Source organism: Helcobacillus massiliensis (assembly GCF_014191425.1).
Lineage (GTDB): Bacteria > Actinomycetota > Actinomycetes > Actinomycetales > Dermabacteraceae > Helcobacillus > Helcobacillus massiliensis.
Genome location: NZ_JACHWP010000003.1, coordinates 168,767 through 187,373, shown reverse-complemented (window position 1 = coordinate 187,373; position 18,607 = coordinate 168,767). Strand labels below are relative to the sequence as shown.

The following is an 18,607-nucleotide window of genomic DNA, read 5'->3' as shown; positions in this document are numbered from 1 at the left end:
GTCCGTCCCGAGAGGGCATCGTGCCCGCCACCGGCGCGGTCTCGGCGCTGATCACGGAGGCGACGGGCCGTCACCCGTATGTGGTGGGCAAGCCGAACCCGATGATGTTCCGCTCCGCCCTCAACCAGATCGAGGCGCACTCGGAGACGACCGCGATGATCGGCGACCGGATGGACACCGACATCGTCGCCGGGATGGAAGCCGGCATGCACACGCTCCTCGTCTACACGGGCATCACGCAGCCGGGCACGCTGGAGCAGTTCCCGTTCCGTCCCGACCAGGACTTCGACGGTGTGGCGGAGCTGCTGGAGGAGCTGAAGGACCTGACCTGACCTGTGCGATCAGAGTCACAGCCCCAGGATTGGCGCTCGGCCCTGGGGTCGCGTAGAGTATTTCTTGTCGCTCCGAGAGGGGCGGAAAAAATGAGGCCCTGTAGCTCAGTTGGTTAGAGTGCCGCCCTGTCACGGCGGAGGTCGCCGGTTCAAGCCCGGTCAGGGTCGCAGGACGAACAAGAGCCCCACTTCGGTGGGGCTCTTGTTGTTTGTGCGGACGCGGACGCGCAGCGGCTCCGCGCTGAACGGTGTCCGCGTTCAGGCGGGGCCGGCTGCGCTGACTGTGCCGCAGGTCATGACCGAGTGAGCGCCCTCACCAGCGGGACTTCTCCATCGCCTCCACGGCCGCGTCGTCCTCCCGCCACGGCTTCTCCACCAGCAGGGTGAACACCCAGAAGACGATGGTGAAGCAGATCGCTGCGGCGATCACGATCCCGCCGCCCAGCAGGATCGTGCCGAACAGCAGCGCCGCGAGCGGCGGCAGCGCCAGGTCCACCACCGTCACGGCAGTGCTGCCGGGGCGGGGGTGGCGGCGGCGCAGCGCCACCACGTGGAACATCACCGCGCTGACGGTCTCCACCAGGATCATGGCGACGAACGCGAAGGTGAGCGCGTGGGAGAGGGTGATCTCGCTGATGGCGCCCGTGGCGGAGGTGGCGAACAGCATCAGCGCCGCGATCACTGCCTTGATGGCGCCGGAGATCATGTGGCCGGTGAGGGTGGCCGAGAAGCTCGGCACGCGGTCATCGTAGAGCGCTTGATTCATAGGAGTCCTCCAACTGTTCGGCGGCGCATGCCCAGGTGCGGCGCTGCGCCCGCTCGGCGGCGGAGCGGGACAGTGACTCGAGGGCGGCGGGGCTGGTGATGAGGGTGCGGATGCCGTCGGCCCAGGCCGACGGGTCCCGGGTGTCCATCAGGATCCCGGTGACGTGGTCGATGACGGATTCGCGCATGCCGCTGGAGCGGTGCGCGATCACGGGGGTGCCGGAGGCCGCGGCTTCGATGTTGATGATGCCGTAGGTCTCCGAATAGGACGGGTTGATCAGCAGGTCACTGCCGGCGAGGAGAGCGGCGAGGTCCTCCCGGTCGACAGCGCCGACGAACCGCACCCGGTCGCTGACGCCGAGTTCGGCCGTCAGGGCGTGCAGCCGGCGTTCGTAGTCGCGGTAGTCCTCGGCGGCGGCTCCGGCGATGGTGAGCGTGACGTCCTCGTCGCGGAGGGCGGCGAGGATGCGGATCGCCTGGTCGATGCCCTTGAGGGGTTCGAGGCGGGCCACGCAGGCGAGGCGATGGGGCCCCTCCCCCTGTGCTGCGGCGGTGGGCGCGGCACCCGTCGGCCCGCTCGGTACGGCCTTGCGGGGGTGGAACAGGTCGAGGTCCACCCCGGGGCGGACCACGTCGATCGCATCCGGGTCGGCGCCGCACCGCTGGATGATCATCTGCTTCTCGGTGTCGGAGACGGCGATGACGAGGTCCGATTCTGCGGCGGCGCGCTGCTCCCCTGCCCGGCGGCCGTCCGATTCGGGCGGCTCGCCGGCGTCGAGGCCGTCCTCGCCCACGGCCGCGGCCACGGAGTGGTAGCTGACGGCGTGCGGGATGCCGCGGCGGCGGGCGATGTCGAGGACCGCGGCGGCGGAGAACCAGTAGTGGGAGTGGATGATGTCCACGCCGCCGCCGTGCTCCTCACACCAGGTGTCGAACGCGTCGGCGAACGGGGCGATGAGGCGTTCCGCCTGCGGTTTCGGAACGGTGACGGGCGGCCCCACCGGCAGGTGATGGAGGGTGACGCCGGGGTGGACGTCGCGTCGGTCCGGCTGGTCGGGGGCGGTGCGGCGGGTGACGAGGTCGACCTGCCAGCCGCGGTCGGCGAGGGCGGCGGCGATGCTGGAGACCATCACGTTCATGCCGCCTGCGTCCGCGGAGCCGGGGCCCGCGATCGGGGAGGTGTGGACGGTCACCATGACCACGCGGCGCCCCGCGGGGGCAGCGCCGCCGGGTGCGGGACGGCCATCGGAAGCGGGGCGGCCGACGGGTGCCCCACTCATGCACCGACCTCGACGCCGCGCAGCCCCACGCTCGTCTCGATCGGGGTGCGCTGCCCGCCCACGTGGACGAGCTCGTCGCCGTCGACCCGCATCTGCGTCGGGTAGTGGGCGAGCGCACGCTGCGCTGCCCGGAACCCGTCTGAGGCGTCCAGGCGGGTGAACCCGGCGTCGCTCTCGGGGCCGACGGGTGAGAGCACCTCCAGCATCGGCAGGCCCGTGACGCGCGCCGTTTCGACCGCGACCTCGTGCGCCCGCACATGGTCGGGGTGGCCGTAGCTGCCGTACTGGTCGTAGGAAATGATCGCGGTCGCGCCGAAGTCAGCGGCGAAGGCGGCGGCATCCGCGGCCGCCTCCGCGATCGGCGCGGCGGTGAAGGTGCGCTCATCGGTGGTGTCGGCGGGGCCTGCCACGCCCGGTGCGACCCACTGCATGCCGGAGTCGCGGTAGTGGCGGGGCTGGGCGCCCTCGCGCAGGGCCGGCTCAGTGCCGAGGTAGGCGTGGGCATCGACCGCCAGTTCCCGCAGCGAGCCGGCGAGTTCGCGGGCGCGGACCGTGACGAGGTCGTCCCCGTCGGCCAGCGTCCCCGGCACGTATTCGCCCTCCTCCCCGCGGGTGCAGGTGAGGACGGCGACGGCAATGCCGCGGCCGGTGGCCCAGGCGGTGAGTGCACCGGTCTGGGCCGCTTCGTCGTCGGGGTGGGCGTGGATGAACAGGAGGCGGTGCTGATCTGCTCGGACGTCACTGCTGGTGAGGGCGGCGATCAGCGCGGAAGAGGTGCTCAACGGGTCGTCCTGGGGGTTCGGGGGTGGTGCCCTCAGCGTAGTGGGTGCGCCTCCACCCGGGTTCGGGCGTGGCCTCCCTCTCAGTGGGGCCGACGGATTCGCGCCGCGCATCGGTTCTTGCTACTCTGATCTGGTTCGTGAGCACCACTGAGTGTTCGTGACACGGCTCTGTAGCTCAGTTGGTAGAGCGTTCGACTGAAAATCGAAAGGTCACCGGATCGACGCCGGTCGGAGCCACTGGAACCCCCGCGTAGCTTCTACATCGCGGGGGTTCCTTCATGCCCGGGGGCATGCACGAAGCTGCAGCGTCAGAGCGCCCGTTACCTTGTGAGCACCCCGATGGACGGGGTCTGGTCGCTCGGCCGGGTATGGCTTTGTTGCCCTGCCATTGATGGTCCGGGGGGTGTTGCCGCCCGGTCGAGAGACACGCGTTGACCGCTGATAGGGACACGGCCCAGCTCTGTCTGAGGTCTCTTCGTAACGTGGGTGCCGGCATCGGGTGTCGAGACTGCGGCCAGCAGTGATGAGGAGGACAGCGTCATGAACACAGGGTTCGCGGTCGTGATCGGCCTGGACGTCGGGAAGACAGCTCACCACGCGTGCGCACTCGACCCGGAGGGGAACAAGCTGTTCGACAAGCCCCTCCCGCAGGACGAGACCAAACTTCGCGAGCTGTTCACCCAGCTGCAGAACCACGGCGAAGTTCTGCTGGTCGTCGATCAGCCGAACACCATCGGAGCGTTGCCGATCGCGGTGGCCCGGGATACCGGCTGCACAGTCGCCTACCTTCCCGGATTGGCGATGCGGAAGGCCGCGGATCTGTATCCGGGCAGGTCAAAGACTGATGCGCGGGATGCTTTCATCATCGCCGACACGGCCCGCACCATGCCTCACACCCTCCGGCAGGTCGATCGTGACAGCGAGGTCCTCTCCGCGCTGAAGGTTCTGGCCGGGTTCGATGAGGACCTCGCTCACGAGACCACAAGGGCGCTGAACCGGATCCGGTCCCTGCTCACCCAGATCCACCCCGCGCTCGAGCGCGTCTTCGCAGGCGGGAAGCTTTCCACTGGGCTCGTGCTGGACCTGCTGGAGAAGTTTGGCGGACCCACCGGCCTCCGAAGTGCCGGCCGAGGGAAGGTGCTGCGGTTCGCCCGCGCGCATTCACGCCGCGACCCCGAGACGCTGGTCGAGCAGATCTTCACAGCCCTTAGCGAGCAGACCGTCATCGTGCCCGCCACCGCAGCGGTTGAGCTGGTGATCCCCCGAGTCGCTGGCCAGGTTAAAGAGCTGAAAGAACAGCGCGCGACCGTGGCCCACGAAGTGGAGGGCATGCTGGAGGACTTCCCTCTCGCCTCGGTCTTGATGAGCATGCCGGGGATCGGCATCAAGACCGCCGCCCAGATCCTCCTCGCGATCGGTGATGGCTCCGCGTTTGAGTCCGCCAGCCACCTCGCGGCCTATGCCGGGATCGCGCCGGTCACCCGCAGATCAGGCACCTCGATCCGCGGAGAGTTCCCCGCCCGGTCAGGGAACAAACGCCTGAAGAACGCCCTGTTCTACTCCGCCTGGGTCGCCTCCAACCACGACCCCATCTCCAAGGCCTACTACGATCGCAAACGCGCCGAAGGCAAACGGCACAACGCCGCCGTGATCTGCCTAGCCCGCCGCCGCTGCAACGTCATCTACGCCATGCTCCGCGACGGCACCTACTACCAGCCACCGACAACCGCCCCTACCCCCGAGCCGACCGCTCTCGCGGCTTGACTCGAAACATAGGGACACCCCCCAGCCACCACCGCCGTCAGGACAGGCGGATGCTGTTGACGAACGACTTGAACTCCGCACTCTGCGCATAGCTCGGCGTCACCATGCCGCGCATCACGTGGTACGCCTTGTGCTCCTCCACTTCGATCATCATGAGGATCGACACCGCCTTCGCGCCGGTCTTCTTGATCTTCACGGCGATCAGCTTCGTGAACGCCTTCTGACCGGTCGAGATGTCCCACTGCTTCACCGCTCGGCTCTCGACGAACTCGAGATCGGAGGCGTTCTTGATGTCCTTCTCCCAGTTCGATGCCTGGGTGTACGGGCCGCCGCGCAGCTTCACCACGTCGGTGATCCGCAGGTAGCCGTCGCGACCGTTGTTGATGTCGTACCCGGCGACGTCGCGGCTGTCCAAGCGGCTCTTCTGCACCGGCGTCCACGTCTTCGGCACCGTGTACTGGAAGCGGCCCGTGGCGGCCTGAGCACCGGAGGCCTTCTCCTGCCGGAAGTCTCCGTTGCCGTCACCGCTCGGGACGGTGTCGCCGGAGTCGTCACCGCCGAACGGATCGCTGCCCTAGTTCTGGCCATCGGTGCTCTGGCCGTCGTGGCCATCGCTGCTCTGGCCGTCGTCGCCATCGCTGCTCTGGCCGTCGCTGCCGTCGCCCTTGGCGTCCTTCCTGCTGCGGTCCTGGTCGTCCCCGTTCGTGTCGTTGTCGCCGTCGCCGCCGAACAGCTCAGAGGGATTGCAGCCGGTCGCCGCGGCGAGGACGAAGCCGGAGCCGGCAAGGGTGAGGAATCGTCGACGATTGATGGTCATGATGCGTCGCCTTCAACGGGGCCGCTGATCGCCAACGGCCGATGACCCCGACGCTACGGATACCCGGGCACCGACACGATGGGCACCGAAGGACACCGCGACCTGGGCTTCCATCCCCGAGCACCGGTGCCCGGGCACCGGTGTCCATGCCGCAGACTCTGGATGGCCTGCACCGCTGGCCGCCCTGCCCGGGGAGCTGCCCGTGACCTCACCGTGACATTCCTCCCGGTGATCGTGGCGGGCGCCACATGCATCTGATTGAATCAAGTGACGCCGCGCCCCCGTCGGCGCACCAACCGGGCCCGCTGGCTCGGACCGACCGAAGGAGCACACCATGGACAATCTTCCCGGCTGGGTCATTCCCGCGATCATCATCGCGCTGGTCCTGCTCGCCCTGATCATCCTCATCTCCGTTCTCAGCTCCAAGAAGAAGCAGCGACAGGCCGAAGCCGACCGCCGCGAGGCAGCTGAGCTGCGCCAGAGCGTTGCCCAGGACCGCACCCGCATCGAGGAGGACGAGCTCGCAGCCCGCGAGTCCGAGGTGCAGGCCGACCGTGCCCGCCTCGAGGCCGAGCGCCAGAAGCGCGCCGCTGACGAGCAGGCTGAGCGCGCCGCTCAGCAGAAGCGCGACGCCGTCCAGGCCCGTGAGGACCTCGATGACCGCCTGCGCCGCGCCGATGAGCTCGACCCGGACACCAATGCCACCGGCCGCCGCCGCGCGGACCGCCCCGCCGCCGATGCTGACCACCGCGACGCGGTCGACCATGACCGCCGCCTCGACGAGGAGCACGTGGAGCACCGCTCCGAGGGCCGCCGTGCCGCCGTCGTCGGCGCCGACCAGGACAGCCGTGATGACCGCCTCGAGCGCCACGAGGACCGAGAGGTCCGCACTGACCGCGTCGAGGATCGCACTGATCACCGCGACGACTCCGGCTACGAAGACTACTCGCAGACCGATGACCCCCGCCTGTACGACCGCGGCCCCGGCGACGCACGCCAGGGCGACATCGACGTGGACACCCGCGCGGGCAGCGACGCCGGCTACCAGGACTTCTCGCAGGACACCCAGGTGGACGACTCCGGCTACCAGGACTTCTCGCAGGACACCCAGGTGGACGACGCCGGCTACCAGGACTTCTCGCAGGACGCCCAGGTGGACGACTCCGGCTACCAGGACTTCTCGCAGGACGCCCAGGACGACCTCGGTGATCGCCACGGTCGCCACGAAGGCCGCCCAGACGGCCGCTGACCCACCAGCAGCCGCCCACTGACGGGGCGGGGCAGGACCAACCGGTTCCGCCCCGCCCCGTCTGTTCGCCGGGATCCGTCGGCCGGCCTCCCCTCGGCGCCGACGGGCCCAGATGGGAGGGTCCTCACAGCCGCCCATAACGGGCACGCCCCCGTTCGTGATGGGGGCCATACGGCACCGGTTCCGCACAGCAACCGCTCAATGCGCGGGCTTAGCATGAACATCAGCTGGCCCCGCCCGGGCAGAACGAATGAGCCCTGGCAGCGGACAGTTCGACTTCTACATCGTCAAAGGAGATTCGAATGACGGCTTCTGAGAACCCGGATCTTAAGATCGCACAGGCGCACACCCTCAAGCCCATCGGCGAGATCGCCGAGAAGGCCGGCATCCCCGAGGACGCCCTCATCCACTACGGCAAGCACATCGCCAAGGTGGACATGAAGAAGATCGGTGAGCCGAAGGAGCCCGCAAAGCTGGTTCTCGTCTCCGCTCTCTCCCCGACCCCCGCCGGCGAGGGCAAGTCGACCACCACGGTCGGTCTGGCGGACGCCTTCAGCCTCAAGGGCAAGAACACCATGGTCGCCCTGCGCGAGCCGGCCCTCGGCCCGATCATGGGCGTCAAGGGCGGCGCGACCGGCGGCGGCTACGCCCAGGTCGTCCCGATGGAGAACATCAACCTTCACTTCACCGGTGACTTCCACGCCATCCAGATCGCCAACAACACCCTCGCGGCCCTCGTGGACAACAGCATCCACCAGGGCAACCCGCTGAACATCGACCCGCGTCGTGTGCAGTGGAAGCGCGTTGTGGACGTCAACGACCGCGAGCTGCGCAACATCGTCGTCGGCCTCGGCGGCCCCGCCCAGGGTGTCCCGCGTGAGGACGGCTTCGACATCGTCGTCGCCTCCGAGATCATGGCCGTGCTCTGCCTCGCCACCGACCTCAAGGACCTCGAGAAGCGCATTAGCGACATCGTCGTGGCCTACAACTACGACCGCGAGCCCGTCACCGTGCGTGAGCTCGAGGTGCAGGGCGCCATCACCCTGCTGCTGAAGGACGCGCTGAACCCGAACCTGGTGCAGACCCTCGGCGGCACCCCGGCACTGGTGCACGGCGGCCCGTTCGCGAACATCGCGCACGGCTGCAACACCATGATCGCCACCAACCTCGCCCGCTCCCTCGGCGACATCGCCGTGACCGAGGCCGGCTTCGGCTCGGACCTCGGCGGCGAGAAGTTCATGGACATCAAGTCCCGGTTCGGTGACTTCGGCCCGGACGCCGTCGTCATCGTCGCGACCGTCCGCGCTCTCAAGATGCACGGCGGCGTCAAGAAGGACGACCTCAACACCGAGAACGTGGACGCACTGCTCGAGGGCACCTCGAACCTCCGCAAGCACGTGGAGAACGTCCGCAAGTTCGGCGTGGAGCCCGTCATCGCCCTGAACCGCTTCCCGAACGACACCGAGAAGGAGATCAAGGCGGCTCTGGACTGGGCTGAGGAGAACGGCTTCAAGGCTGCTCTGTCCGAGGTCTGGGCCAAGGGCGGCGAGGGCGCACTCGAGCTCGCCGACCAGGTGCTGAAGGCGATCGACGAGCCGGTGAAGTTCGCTCCGATCTACGACACCGAGGACGGCATCGAGAACGCCATCGAGACCATCGCCAAGGAGATCTACGGCGCGTCCGAGGTGCAGTACGTGGGTTCGGCTCCGGCCGCACTGCGTCGCCTGAAGAAGAACGGCTGGGACAAGATGCCGGTCTGCATGGCGAAGACCCAGTACTCCTTCTCCGATGACCCGACGAAGCTCGGCGCTCCCGAGGGCCATGTCCTGCACATCCGCGACCTCATCCCCAAGCTCGGCGCCGGCTTCGTCGTCGCGCTGACCGGTGACGTCATGACGATGCCGGGTCTGCCGAAGCAGCCTGCAGCTCTGCGCATGGGCCTGGACGACAACGGTGAGGCGTTCGGTCTGTTCTGATCGGATCAGGTCAGGCACCCGGTCCGAGTCGGCTCAGCTGAGCCCGACCGGCCGGGAGCCCTGATCACCTGACAGCGGCGGCCGACGGCTGCTGGCCCTAGATGGGGCCGGTGGACGTCGGCCGCTTTGTCATGCCCGGCGGCGTGGGCCGCCCCACCCTCTCTCCCCCGCCCCCACCTGTTTCCGAACGTGCGGCGAATCATCCACCTCACGGGCCGTCCTGAGGTGGATGATTCACCTGAAGTTCGCGGAAGCGAGGGGTGCCGGTTCCGGGCGCCGGTTCAGGCGGGGCGGTTCGGCGCGTCGCGGTCGGTCCGGTCGTCCTCGGGACCGAGATCCACGCGGCCGTCCGTGCCGGAGTCTGCAGCCCAGCTCTTCAGCTCCGCCAGGTCCAGCCCCGAGGTGTGGATGAACCGGTTGTCCGGCAGCGACTCCGCGCTCGCCGGATCGGCATCCCCCGGCCCCGCGTACTCGTCGATGAACCCGTCGTCGTCATCATCGGGCTCCCCGCCCATCGCCAGGCGGGGCGACAGCTCATCGACCGCATACTCACCGTCGTGGATGAAGCCGCGGCGGAACGCGGCCCGGCCCACCATCGCACTGGACGCCGGCACGGTCACCATCTGGGCAAGGCCCACCATCGCCAGCAGGGCCGCCACGCTGACGGAGCCCACATCGATTGCGACGCCCACGAGGAACAGGATCATCCCCACCGTCTGGGGCTTCGACGCCGCATGCATCCGCGTGAGGACATCCGGGAAGCGCAGCAGTCCGATGGTGGAGATGCCGGCGATGATCGCGCCGGCGAGCACAAGAGCACTGGAGAGGAACGCCGTCACAGCTGCTTCACCCCGTCACTCTTGTCCTTCGCCTGCGAAGTCTCCTCACGGGACACGAAACGGGCAACCGCCATCGTGCCGATGAAGCCGAGCGCAGTGATCGCGAACATCCCGACAATGGCGAAGGTGGAATGCGTGGCCGCTGTGAACAGCGCCAGTGCGAGCAGCACGAACACCATCAGCATGTCCGCCCCCACCGACCGGTCGAGGATCGTGGGGCCCGCCACCATCCGGTAGATCACCGGGATCGTGGACAGGGACAGGATGATGCCCGCCACCAGAATCACCCAGTCAGGCATCGCGCCCTCCCTTCCGGACGCTGAAGCCGGCCCCTTCGAGAACCTCGCGCCGGGCGAATGCCCGCAGGGCCCGCTCCTCCTGGTCGAGGATGGACTGGCGGAACTCCTCCACCTCCTCGGGGGTGGTGACGTCGAAGGCGTGGAGGAACACCGTTCCGCTGGAGCGCTGCGCCTCCACCACCACGGAACCCGGGATGAGGGTGGCGAGCATCGCGGTGAAGGTGAGGAACAGGTCCGATCTGGACCGCAGCTGCACCCCCACCACCGAGCAGTCGGGGACCGGCCGCGGCCGGATCGCCGCCCAGGCCACCTCCAGGCCGGAGCGGAACATGTCGAAGAAGAACCGGGCGAGGAACATCACCGCCGCCACCGGTCGCACAGTCAACTCGCGACCGATCGCCGGCATCGGGAAGATCAGCTCCAGCAGGAGGACGACAGCGACCCCTCCCACTACGTTCAGAAGCGTCGGCCCGCCCCACAGACCGCACCACACGATCAGTGAGACCGCTATGCCGATCACATGCTCGGGAAGGCCGCGCAGGCGCCTGCTGAGCTCGCTCATCGCTGCACCACCCGCTGCCCGTCCTCACCGAGCCGGTACACGATGCGGTCCACGCCCTCATCGCCCAGCACCGCTCTCACATACGGGGCGCGCGCCTGCAGCGACTTCGCCGCCTCCTCGGCGTAGCCCATCAGCGGACCCGCCACCACCGTCAGCGCGATGGTCACGGCCACCAGGGCGGCGGTCGCGGCGTACGGCGCCTCGGGGATGTCCGGGTTCTGCTTCAGCACCTCGGGCGGCGCCGACTGCCAGAACGCGCGGTTCCACACCTTCGCAATGGCGTACAGTGTCAGCAGGCTGGCGATCACGGACACCGCCACGAGGGTCCAGGACAGCCAGGTGTCCGACTGGATGCCGGCGCGGATCAGCCCCACCTTCCCGATGAAGCCGGAGAACGGCGGGATGCCGGCGAGGTTCATCGCCGGGATGAAGAACAGGATCGCGATCACCGGGGACAGCTTCGCCAGCCCGCCCAGCTTCGCCAGATTCGTGGACCCGCCCCTGTACTCCACGAGCCCGGCGGCGAGGAACAGGGTGGACTGCACGGTGATGTGGTGCGCCACGTAGAACACGGTCGCGGTCATCCCCAACTGGGTGGACACTCCGATGCCGAACAGCATGTACCCCATGTGGCTGACCAGGGTGAAGGACAGCACGCGCTTCAGGTCCGTCTGGGCGATCGCACCGAAGATGCCGATGATCAGTGACAGACCGGCCGCCACCAGCAGCAGGGTGGAGATCTCCGAGAACGGGAACAGGAGGGTCTCCAGGCGGATGATCGCGTAGATGCCCACCTTGGTGAGCAGACCCGCGAACACGGCGGTGACGGGAGCGGGTGCGGTGGGGTACGAGTCGGGCAGCCAGGCCGACAGCGGGAAGATCGCCGCCTTCACACCGAACGCCACGAGCAGCACGAACTCGATCATCAGCCGCGTGCTCTCACTGATGTGGTCCATGCGCACAGCGATCTCAGCGAAGTTCACGGTGCCCACGGCCATGTAGACGGCGGCGATCCCCACCAGGAAGATCATGGAGGACAGCATCGACACGATGACGTACACCGTGGCGGCTCGGACTCGTTCCTTCGAGCCGCCGAGGGTGAGCAGCACGAACGATGCCGACAGCAGCACTTCGAACCCGACGTACAGGTTGAACAGGTCGCCCGCCACGAACGCGATCGACACTCCCGCCACCAGCACCAGGTAGGACGGGTGGAAGATCGCCACGGGTGTCCGCTCGGCGCGCCCCGCGTTCGACTGCGCACTGGAGTAGACGAGGACCGCGAGCGTCACGATGGAGGACACCAGCAGCATCAGCGCTGATAGGCGGTCGACGACCAGCACGATCCCGAGCTGCGGGGTCCAGCGGCCGATCTGGAGGACCATCACGTCACCGGTGTGGGCGTAGAACACCAGCATGGCCGCGACCGCGAGGATCGCGACCAGGGTGGAGATGGTGACCCACAGCTGCAGGCGGTGGCGTCGGCGGGTCAGCAGGGCCACGGCCGCGCCCAGCAGCGGCAGCATGACCGGCAGGGCGATGAGGGTTGCCGGATCCATCAGCACTCCCCTCCCGTCGGCCGACTGCCTCGCTGGCCCTTCGGCGGGATGATCACGGTGCGCACGGTCTCCTCATCAGCCTCCGTCTCCGGGCCTTCGACGTGGTCGTCGGAGGTGAGGTCGTCGGAGATCTCGTCATGGTCGTCGTCGGGGAAGTCGGCCTCGGCGCCGACGAGGTCCACGAGGGCCCGCTGGGGGCCTGTCGGCGTCCCGGTCGCCTTCGAGGAGCGGCGCCGACGGGTGCGCGCCCGGACCCGTCGGTCCTCGACGTCGTCGGGGACCTCGTCGTGGCCGAACAGCTGCCAGGCGCGGTGCGCCAGCGCCATCCCGAACGCGGACAGCGCCATCGAGATGACGATCGCGGTCAGCACCATCGCCATCGGCAGCGGGTCGCTCATCTCCTCCACCGGCGCCGCCCCCTGGAACGGGGGCCTGCCGGGCACACCGATCGCCATCAGGAACAGCAGGTTGATGCCGTTGGACAGCAGCACGAACCCCATGATGATGCGGGTCAGGGTGCGCTCCAGCACCAGGTACACACCGCAGGCGATGAGCACACCGGAGACGATGACGAGTGTGAGGCTAATGGGCACTGAGCTCAGCCTCCTGCTGTCGATCGATCTGCTCACCGAGGGTGCGCAGGAAGTCCAGCACCATGCCGAACACCACGAGGTACACGCCGATGTCGAACACAAGGGCGCTGGCGAGCTCCACCTCGCCGATCACCGGCACAACGGGGTGCAGGACCACGGAGTCGAAGATGCCGCCGCCCCACAGCAGGGGCGCGGCGCCGGAGAGCACAGCGATCGCCATGCCGGCGCCGAGCACATGCCCAGCCTGCACCGGCATCGCCTCCGCCAATTCGAACCGGCCGCCGGCGAGGTAGCGCAGTGTGACGGCGAGACCGGCCACAAGACCGCCGGCGAAGCCGCCGCCGGGGTGGTTGTGGCCCGCCATCAGCAGGTACACCGACAGCACCATCAGCAGCGGGAACACCACGCGGGTGATCACTTCGATCATCACGAGGCGGCGCTCCGGGGCGAGGGTCTTCGAGGCGTGCAGCCAGGTGTGCCAGCGGTTGCCGTCGGCCTCCTCCGGGGTGGCGTCGAAGTGGGTGATGTTGTCCGGCAGGTCCGCGTCCTGGCTGCGGCGCCACACCGGCACGGTCTGGTTCACATCCCGCACGCGGATCACATGGTTCTCGCTCTTGGTGACGAACAGCAGGGACGCCACCCCGGAGGCCACCACGAGCAGCACCGCGATCTCGCCCATGGTGTCCCACACGCGGGCATCCACGAGCGTCACGTTCACTGTGTTGTGGCCGCCGCCGATCTCGTAGCCCGCGTCGATGAGGTCGGGTCCCGTCGGATCGGCGCTGCGCGCGGACGCCGCGTACACGGCGACGAGGCACACCACGATCGCGGTGCCGATCGCGAAGATCCACCGGGACCACTGGTCCCGCTTGAGGGGCCGGATGGAGAAGTGGGTGGGCAGGCGGCGCAGCACGAGCACGAACACCACCGTCACCACGGTCTCCACCAGAAGCTGCGTGGCCGCAACATCGGGGGCGCCCGCCACCATGAACAGCAGCGCCACGGCGTAGCCGCTGCCGGTCAGCAGCAGCGCGGCACGCAGGCGCCGGCGACTCCTCGCCGCGCCGATGCCGGCGCCGATGGCGAGCACCGCGATCGCTGCTTCGCTCCAGTGGTGGAACGCCACAACGTTCTGCGGCCAGAAGCCGCGGGTCAGGATCAGCACACCAGCCAGCATGATCATCACACCGAGGATCGTGCCGACCGTCAGCGGCAGGGAGCCCCTCTGGTACTGGGCGGTGGTCTTCACCGACACAAGGTCGATGCCGCGCATGAATGAACGGAAGCCGCGTTCGGCGTCCACATACTTCCCCCACGGCCGCTCCAGCGGGGAGACGCGCTTCTGGAGCGCCTCGAACCCGTCGGCCCACAGCGCGAGGAGGACACCGCCGACGATGGCGATGCCGCTGGCCAGCAGCGGGAGACCGAGCACGGGGACGACGTGCAGGTCGAACGGGCCGGTGACGATCGCGTGCAGCACAGTGTTCAGAGCTCCCACCAGCGGGATCAGAGCAGCAGAGACTGCCACGAGCAGCGCCGCGGGGGCCCAGAACAGAACGGGGACGGGCCGCTCCAGGATGCCTCCCTCACCGGGGAACACCCCGGCGATGAACCGCCACGAATAGGCGACGGTGAGCACGGAACCGGCGGTGACGCCGACCAGAACCGGCAGGCCCCAGCCGCCCATTTCGTGCATCGCGGTGAACACCGCTTCCTTCGCCATGAACCCATACAGCGGCGGGATCGCCGCCATCGACGCGGCAGCGAGGATCGCGATGATGCCGAGGGCGGGGGCGTCGTTCCACACGCCGTGCAGGCGCCGCAGGTCACGCGTGCCGTACGACTTGTCGATCGCACCGACCACCATGAACAGGGACGCTTTGAACAGGGCGTGCCCGATCACGAGCGCCACCGCCGCGAACACGGCCTGATCGGTGGCGAGGGCAGCGATCGCGGCCATGAAGCCGAGCTGCGACACGGTGCCGTAGGCGAGGAGCAGTTTGATGTCGAACTGGCGCAGGGCCCGCCAGCCGCCGAGGACCATCGTGGCCACACCGAGAACAGCCGCCGCGATCCGCAGCGAATCGTAGAGCTCCAGTGACGGCGCCATCCGCAGCAGCAGGTAGATGCCGGCCTTCACCATCGCAGCGGCATGCAGGTACGCGGACACCGGGGTGGGGGCGGCCATCGCGCCCGGCAGCCAGAAATGCCCGGGCACGAGCGCGCTCTTGGTGGCGCAGCCGACCAGCACCAGCACGAGGGCCACCACGCCGACGGATTCCGGGCGTTGAAGCACGTCCGAGAGCAGCATGGAGTCCGCGTCGTGTGCGATGATCAGCAACCCCACCATCATCGCCAGGCCGCCGATGGTGGTGGAGATCAGTGCGTTCATGGCGGCGCGGCGCGACGCCTGCTTCGTCAGGTAGTGCCCGATCAGCAGGTACGAGAAGATCGTGGTGAGCTCCCAGAAGATGAACAGGAGCATCATGTCGTCGGCGATGACGAGACCCGCCATAGCACCGGCGAACGCCAGCAGGACGCCGGCGAAGCGGCCCAGCCCGGGCTCGGAGTCACTGAAGTAGCGGGCGCAGTAGGCGAAGATCAGGGCGCCGATGCCGGAGACGATCAGCAGGAACACCCAGGAAAGAGCATCGAGCCGCAGCGTGAGCGTCATGCCCAACTGCGGGATCCACGGGTGCGCCTCCACCACGGGGGAGCCGGCGATCACCTGCGGACCCAGCACCGCGGCGTACACGGCGGTGGCGGCCGGCACCAGGGCGAGCAGGTAGAAGGCTCCGCGTCCCAGGCGGCGCACGAGGGCCGGCGCGAGCGCCGCCGCGGCGAAGTGGACGGCGAGAGCTGTGAACACGGCGTTCTCCGTCCTGGCCGGGGAAGGGTGGAATGGTCCCAGTCTAACGACCGCGCCGCCTATTCTAGAATCATGACCGCAGTTCAGGAGGGCCCACTCACGCCCCGCCGTTCCGCCCTCGCCGCGCAGATCCGGGCGTTCGGCCTATGGGACTGGGGAATCTCCGCCTTCTCGTCGGTCATCCTCACCTTCGTGTTCGCGGCGTACATCACCACCGGGGTCGCCACCGCCGGCATCGAGGACCCCGCCGCGGCGCAGGCCGCCACGGACCGCGCCTCCGCGCTGCTGTCCAGCACCCAGATGTGGGCCGCGGTCGCGGTCGCACTGCTCGCCCCTCTGCTCGGATCCCTCGCCGACACCGGTGGCCACCGCAACACCCTGCTGCGCATCACCACCCTCGCCACCGGGGTGCTGGTGGCGCTGATGGTGACGGTCGCGATGGACCCCGACTTCGTGCTGTGGGGCTGCATCCTCATCGCCGCCGCCGTGGTCACCTCGGAGCTGGCGCTGGTGTTCGTCAACTCGGTGCTGCCGCAGATCTCCACGGAGCAGAACCGCGGCCGCATCTCCGGGACCGCGTGGGCGCTCGGCTACTGGGGCTCCATCATCTGCATGGTGCTGGTGCTGGTGCTGTTCGTGATGCCCGGCACCGGTCTGCTCGGCATCACCTCTGAGCGCGGCTGGAACCTGCGCGCCATCGCGCTGTTCACGGCCCTGTGGATCGTCGTGTTCACCCTTCCGATCATGCGGTGGGTGCCGCCGTCGCCGCGGGACCCGTCGGCCCCGCGCTGGACCCCGTGGGACGGCTACCGGCAGATCGGGCGCCGGCTCGTGCGAACGTGGCGCGACGAACCGCAGATGCTGCACTTCCTGGTGGCGTCAGCGGTGTACCGCGACGGGCTCGGCGCCGTGTTCACACTCGCCGGTGTGATCGCGGCCGGTGCGTACGGCTTCTCCACCGTCATGATCATCGTGTTCGGCATCGCCGCAAACCTCATCGCCGGTGTGGGTGTCTTCATCGGTGGGCGTGTTGAGGACCGGATGGGTCCGCGCGCCGTCATCGTCGCGTCCCTGGTGGCGGTGATCGTGCTGGGCTGCGTGATCCTCGTAGCCGGCACAGCGGCCGCGTTCTGGGCGGCGGGTCTTGCCCTGTGCTTCTTCGTGGGGCCGATCAACGCCTCCAGCCGCACCCTGCTGACGCGCCTGAGCGACCCGGACCGCTACACCGAGAACTTCGGCCTGTACGCCACCTCGGGGCGCGCGTTCGGATTCCTCGGCACCGGCGCGTTCACCCTCGCGGTGACGCACCTGGGCGGGGTCACGATGGGCATCCTCGGGATCGTGGCGGTGCTGCTGCTGGGCCTGGTGCTGTTCCTGCCGGTCAGGCTCGGTGCCGCGGGGCGGGCACCCGTCGGCCCCTCCCCCGCCGAGGAGCGGGAGGCCGACGGGTGATGCCCGCGCGGTGAGGCGTCGTCAGTGGATGTCGTCGGGGTTGACGAGGAAGCCGTCGCCGTCCACGATGAATCCGCCGACCTTCTCGTGCAGCTGCTTGGCCACCGCCGCGCACGCCAGGTAGGCCTCGCGCTCCATCCGCCGGCGGGCCGCGTCATCGAGCCCCTGGCCCTCTTCGCGGTCGGGCCGCTGCGTGAGGGACACGTGGTAGCGGACCGCGCCCTCCTTCACCCAGTCCACGTGCGCCACCGTCATCACTTCGCCATCGAAGAGGGGCCGGGCCCGCACGATGACATCGGCGAAGGGGAACACGGCGGCGGAGATCTGGTGGGCGGCTCCGTTCGCGTGGGGGCCCTCATCGAGCACGGCTTCGCGGATGAGACCCTTCACCACAGCGAGGGTGTCGTCCTCCTCCAGTGCGTACGGGGAGATGACGTCGAGGGCGGGAACGTCGAAGCGGCTCGGCTCGATCTCGTGGCCGCCCTCCAGCTCCGCCTTCCCGCCGATGCGGCGGGCGATCGCGACGATCAGATCCTCCATCCCCTCCGCGTCACCGGGCTCGAGGGTGAGTTCGCGCTCCCCCGCGGAGGTCAAGGATGCGCCCTGACCGATCTCGATGGTGTCGAGGTTGTGGGTCGCTTCGGGGTAGCGGGAGCGCACCAGGGAGTGAACGGCGTCGAGGTCGATCGGGTCGTCGGCCAGCAGGCGGTGGCTCATGCGGTCTCCTTGGGGATGTGGGTGCGGTGGAAGTTCAGGTAGGAGCGGGACGCGGTCGGTCCGCGCTGCCCCTTGTAGCGGTTGAGGTTGCCGGCGCTGCCGTACGGCTTGTCAGCGGCGGAGGACAGCCGGAAGAAGCACAGCTGCCCGATCTTCATTCCGGGCCACAGCGCCACCGGCAGGGTCGCCATATTGGACAGTTCGAGGGTGATGTGGCCGTCGAACCCGGGGTCGATGAACCCGGCGGTGGAGTGGGTGAGCAGGCCGAGGCGGCCGAGGCTGGATTTGCCTTCGAGACGGGCAGCGATGTTGTCGGGCAGTTCCACGGTCTCGTAGGTCGAGGCGAGGACGAACTCCCCGGGATGCAGCATGTACGGCTGGTCCGGGTCCACCTCCACGAGGCGCGTCATCTCGTCCTGCTGCTCGGCAGGGTCGATCATGGCGTACTTGTGGTTGTCGAACAGCCGGAAGAACCGGTCGATGCGCACATCGACGGACGCCGGCTGGATGAACTGGTCATCGAACGGGGTCAGGCGGATGCGGCCCTGCTCGATCTCACTGCGAATATCGCGATCCGAAAGCAACACGCCCCCAGACTACCCGGCCCGGCCGTGATTGCGGCCCCCTCGTTTTGGCCGACGGGGCGTGCCGGGGCTAAGCTGACGGGGTACGCGGGTGTAGTTCAATGGTAGAACTTCAGCTTCCCAAGCTGACAGCGCGGGTTCGATTCCCGTCACCCGCTCCACGGAACC

General features: G+C 68.5%; 18 protein-coding genes and 3 tRNA genes. 8 read left to right on the top strand and 13 right to left on the bottom strand.

Features of this window, described 5'->3' with window-relative positions; all coding sequences use genetic code 11:
- Both FHX50_RS07800 and FHX50_RS07795 read left to right on the top strand, forming a co-directional pair.
- A partial coding sequence (locus FHX50_RS07800) for an HAD-IIA family hydrolase (RefSeq protein ID WP_183376311.1) occupies positions 1–332 on the top strand: 332 nt, incomplete at its 5' end.
- A 94-nt stretch (positions 333–426) separates the two neighbouring features.
- Positions 427–500: transfer RNA gene (locus FHX50_RS07795), tRNA-Asp, on the top strand.
- 145 nt (positions 501–645) lie between these two features.
- Here the strand turns inward: FHX50_RS07795 and FHX50_RS07790 are convergent.
- From FHX50_RS07790 to FHX50_RS07780, 3 genes are read right to left on the bottom strand one after another with little or no spacing between them, the layout of a single operon-like run.
- Positions 646–1,071 (bottom strand): hypothetical protein, encoded by a 426-nt coding sequence (locus FHX50_RS07790; RefSeq protein WP_183376309.1) that lies wholly within the window; start codon positions 1,069–1,071, stop codon positions 646–648.
- 4 nt (positions 1,072–1,075) lie between these two features.
- Positions 1,076–2,377, bottom strand: a complete 1,302-nt coding sequence (locus FHX50_RS07785) for a glycosyltransferase (protein ID WP_183376307.1) — start codon at positions 2,375–2,377, stop codon at positions 1,076–1,078.
- Complete coding sequence (locus FHX50_RS07780; RefSeq protein WP_183376305.1) at positions 2,374–3,159, bottom strand: PIG-L family deacetylase; 786 nt, start codon at positions 3,157–3,159, stop codon at positions 2,374–2,376. Before FHX50_RS07780 ends, FHX50_RS07785 begins: the two co-directional genes overlap by 4 nt.
- 164 nt (positions 3,160–3,323) lie before the next feature.
- Between FHX50_RS07780 and FHX50_RS07775 the strand changes: the two genes are divergently transcribed.
- A tRNA-Phe gene (locus FHX50_RS07775) sits at positions 3,324–3,396 on the top strand.
- A 303-nt stretch (positions 3,397–3,699) separates the two neighbouring features.
- Positions 3,700–4,923, top strand: a complete 1,224-nt coding sequence (locus FHX50_RS07770; protein ID WP_183375244.1) for an IS110 family RNA-guided transposase — start codon at positions 3,700–3,702, stop codon at positions 4,921–4,923.
- Positions 4,924–4,960: 37 nt separating this feature from the next.
- On the opposite strand, the gene FHX50_RS07765 is transcribed toward FHX50_RS07770, so the two are convergent.
- A complete protein-coding gene (locus tag FHX50_RS07765) occupies positions 4,961–5,353 on the bottom strand; it encodes a hypothetical protein (protein WP_183376303.1) in 393 nt (130 codons plus the stop codon).
- A 144-nt stretch (positions 5,354–5,497) separates the two neighbouring features.
- On the bottom strand, positions 5,498–5,740 hold the full coding sequence (locus tag FHX50_RS07760) for a hypothetical protein (protein WP_183376301.1): 243 nt from the start codon (positions 5,738–5,740) through the stop codon (positions 5,498–5,500).
- Positions 5,741–6,074: 334 nt separating this feature from the next.
- On the opposite strand from FHX50_RS07760, the gene FHX50_RS07755 reads away from it, so the two are divergent.
- Both FHX50_RS07755 and FHX50_RS07750 read left to right on the top strand, forming a co-directional pair.
- Positions 6,075–6,989 (top strand): hypothetical protein, encoded by a 915-nt coding sequence (locus FHX50_RS07755; protein ID WP_183376299.1) that lies wholly within the window; start codon positions 6,075–6,077, stop codon positions 6,987–6,989.
- Positions 6,990–7,291: 302 nt separating this feature from the next.
- Positions 7,292–8,965, top strand: a complete 1,674-nt coding sequence (locus FHX50_RS07750) for a formate--tetrahydrofolate ligase (protein ID WP_183376297.1) — start codon at positions 7,292–7,294, stop codon at positions 8,963–8,965.
- A 281-nt stretch (positions 8,966–9,246) separates the two neighbouring features.
- On the opposite strand, the gene mnhG is transcribed toward FHX50_RS07750, so the two are convergent.
- Genes mnhG through FHX50_RS07720 form a run of 6 tightly spaced genes read right to left on the bottom strand, consistent with a single transcriptional unit; the run spans position 9,247 to position 15,686 of the window.
- Entirely contained in the window at positions 9,247–9,804 is a 558-nt protein-coding gene (gene mnhG, locus FHX50_RS07745) for a monovalent cation/H(+) antiporter subunit G (RefSeq protein WP_183376295.1), read from the bottom strand.
- Complete coding sequence (locus FHX50_RS07740) at positions 9,801–10,103, bottom strand: MrpF/PhaF family protein (RefSeq protein WP_183376293.1); 303 nt, start codon at positions 10,101–10,103, stop codon at positions 9,801–9,803. The genes mnhG and FHX50_RS07740 overlap by 4 nt, the downstream gene beginning before the upstream one ends.
- Positions 10,096–10,665: a Na+/H+ antiporter subunit E gene (locus FHX50_RS07735; RefSeq protein WP_183376290.1), complete on the bottom strand. Its 570-nt coding sequence runs from the start codon at positions 10,663–10,665 to the stop codon at positions 10,096–10,098. The genes FHX50_RS07740 and FHX50_RS07735 overlap by 8 nt, the downstream gene beginning before the upstream one ends.
- The gene (locus FHX50_RS07730; protein WP_183376288.1) at positions 10,662–12,224 is read right to left on the bottom strand and encodes a Na+/H+ antiporter subunit D; all 1,563 of its coding nucleotides are present in this window, start codon (positions 12,222–12,224) and stop codon (positions 10,662–10,664) included. The genes FHX50_RS07735 and FHX50_RS07730 overlap by 4 nt, the downstream gene beginning before the upstream one ends.
- Positions 12,224–12,817, bottom strand: a complete 594-nt coding sequence (locus FHX50_RS07725; protein ID WP_183376286.1) for a Na(+)/H(+) antiporter subunit C — start codon at positions 12,815–12,817, stop codon at positions 12,224–12,226. The genes FHX50_RS07730 and FHX50_RS07725 overlap by 1 nt, the downstream gene beginning before the upstream one ends.
- The gene (locus tag FHX50_RS07720) at positions 12,807–15,686 is read right to left on the bottom strand and encodes a Na+/H+ antiporter subunit A (RefSeq protein ID WP_183376284.1); all 2,880 of its coding nucleotides are present in this window, start codon (positions 15,684–15,686) and stop codon (positions 12,807–12,809) included. The genes FHX50_RS07725 and FHX50_RS07720 overlap by 11 nt, the downstream gene beginning before the upstream one ends.
- 72 nt (positions 15,687–15,758) lie before the next feature.
- On the opposite strand from FHX50_RS07720, the gene FHX50_RS07715 reads away from it, so the two are divergent.
- Positions 15,759–17,138: an MFS transporter gene (locus FHX50_RS07715; protein WP_183376282.1), complete on the top strand. Its 1,380-nt coding sequence runs from the start codon at positions 15,759–15,761 to the stop codon at positions 17,136–17,138.
- 21 nt (positions 17,139–17,159) lie between these two features.
- On the opposite strand, the gene FHX50_RS07710 is transcribed toward FHX50_RS07715, so the two are convergent.
- Complete coding sequence (locus tag FHX50_RS07710) at positions 17,160–17,855, bottom strand: hypothetical protein (RefSeq protein ID WP_183376280.1); 696 nt, start codon at positions 17,853–17,855, stop codon at positions 17,160–17,162.
- Positions 17,852–18,442 (bottom strand): dCTP deaminase, encoded by a 591-nt coding sequence (dcd, locus tag FHX50_RS07705; protein WP_183376278.1) that lies wholly within the window; start codon positions 18,440–18,442, stop codon positions 17,852–17,854. The genes FHX50_RS07710 and dcd overlap by 4 nt, the downstream gene beginning before the upstream one ends.
- A gap of 84 nt (positions 18,443–18,526) precedes the next feature.
- On the opposite strand from dcd, the gene FHX50_RS07700 reads away from it, so the two are divergent.
- Positions 18,527–18,600: transfer RNA gene (locus FHX50_RS07700), tRNA-Gly, on the top strand.
- Positions 18,601–18,607 lie beyond the last annotated feature (7 nt).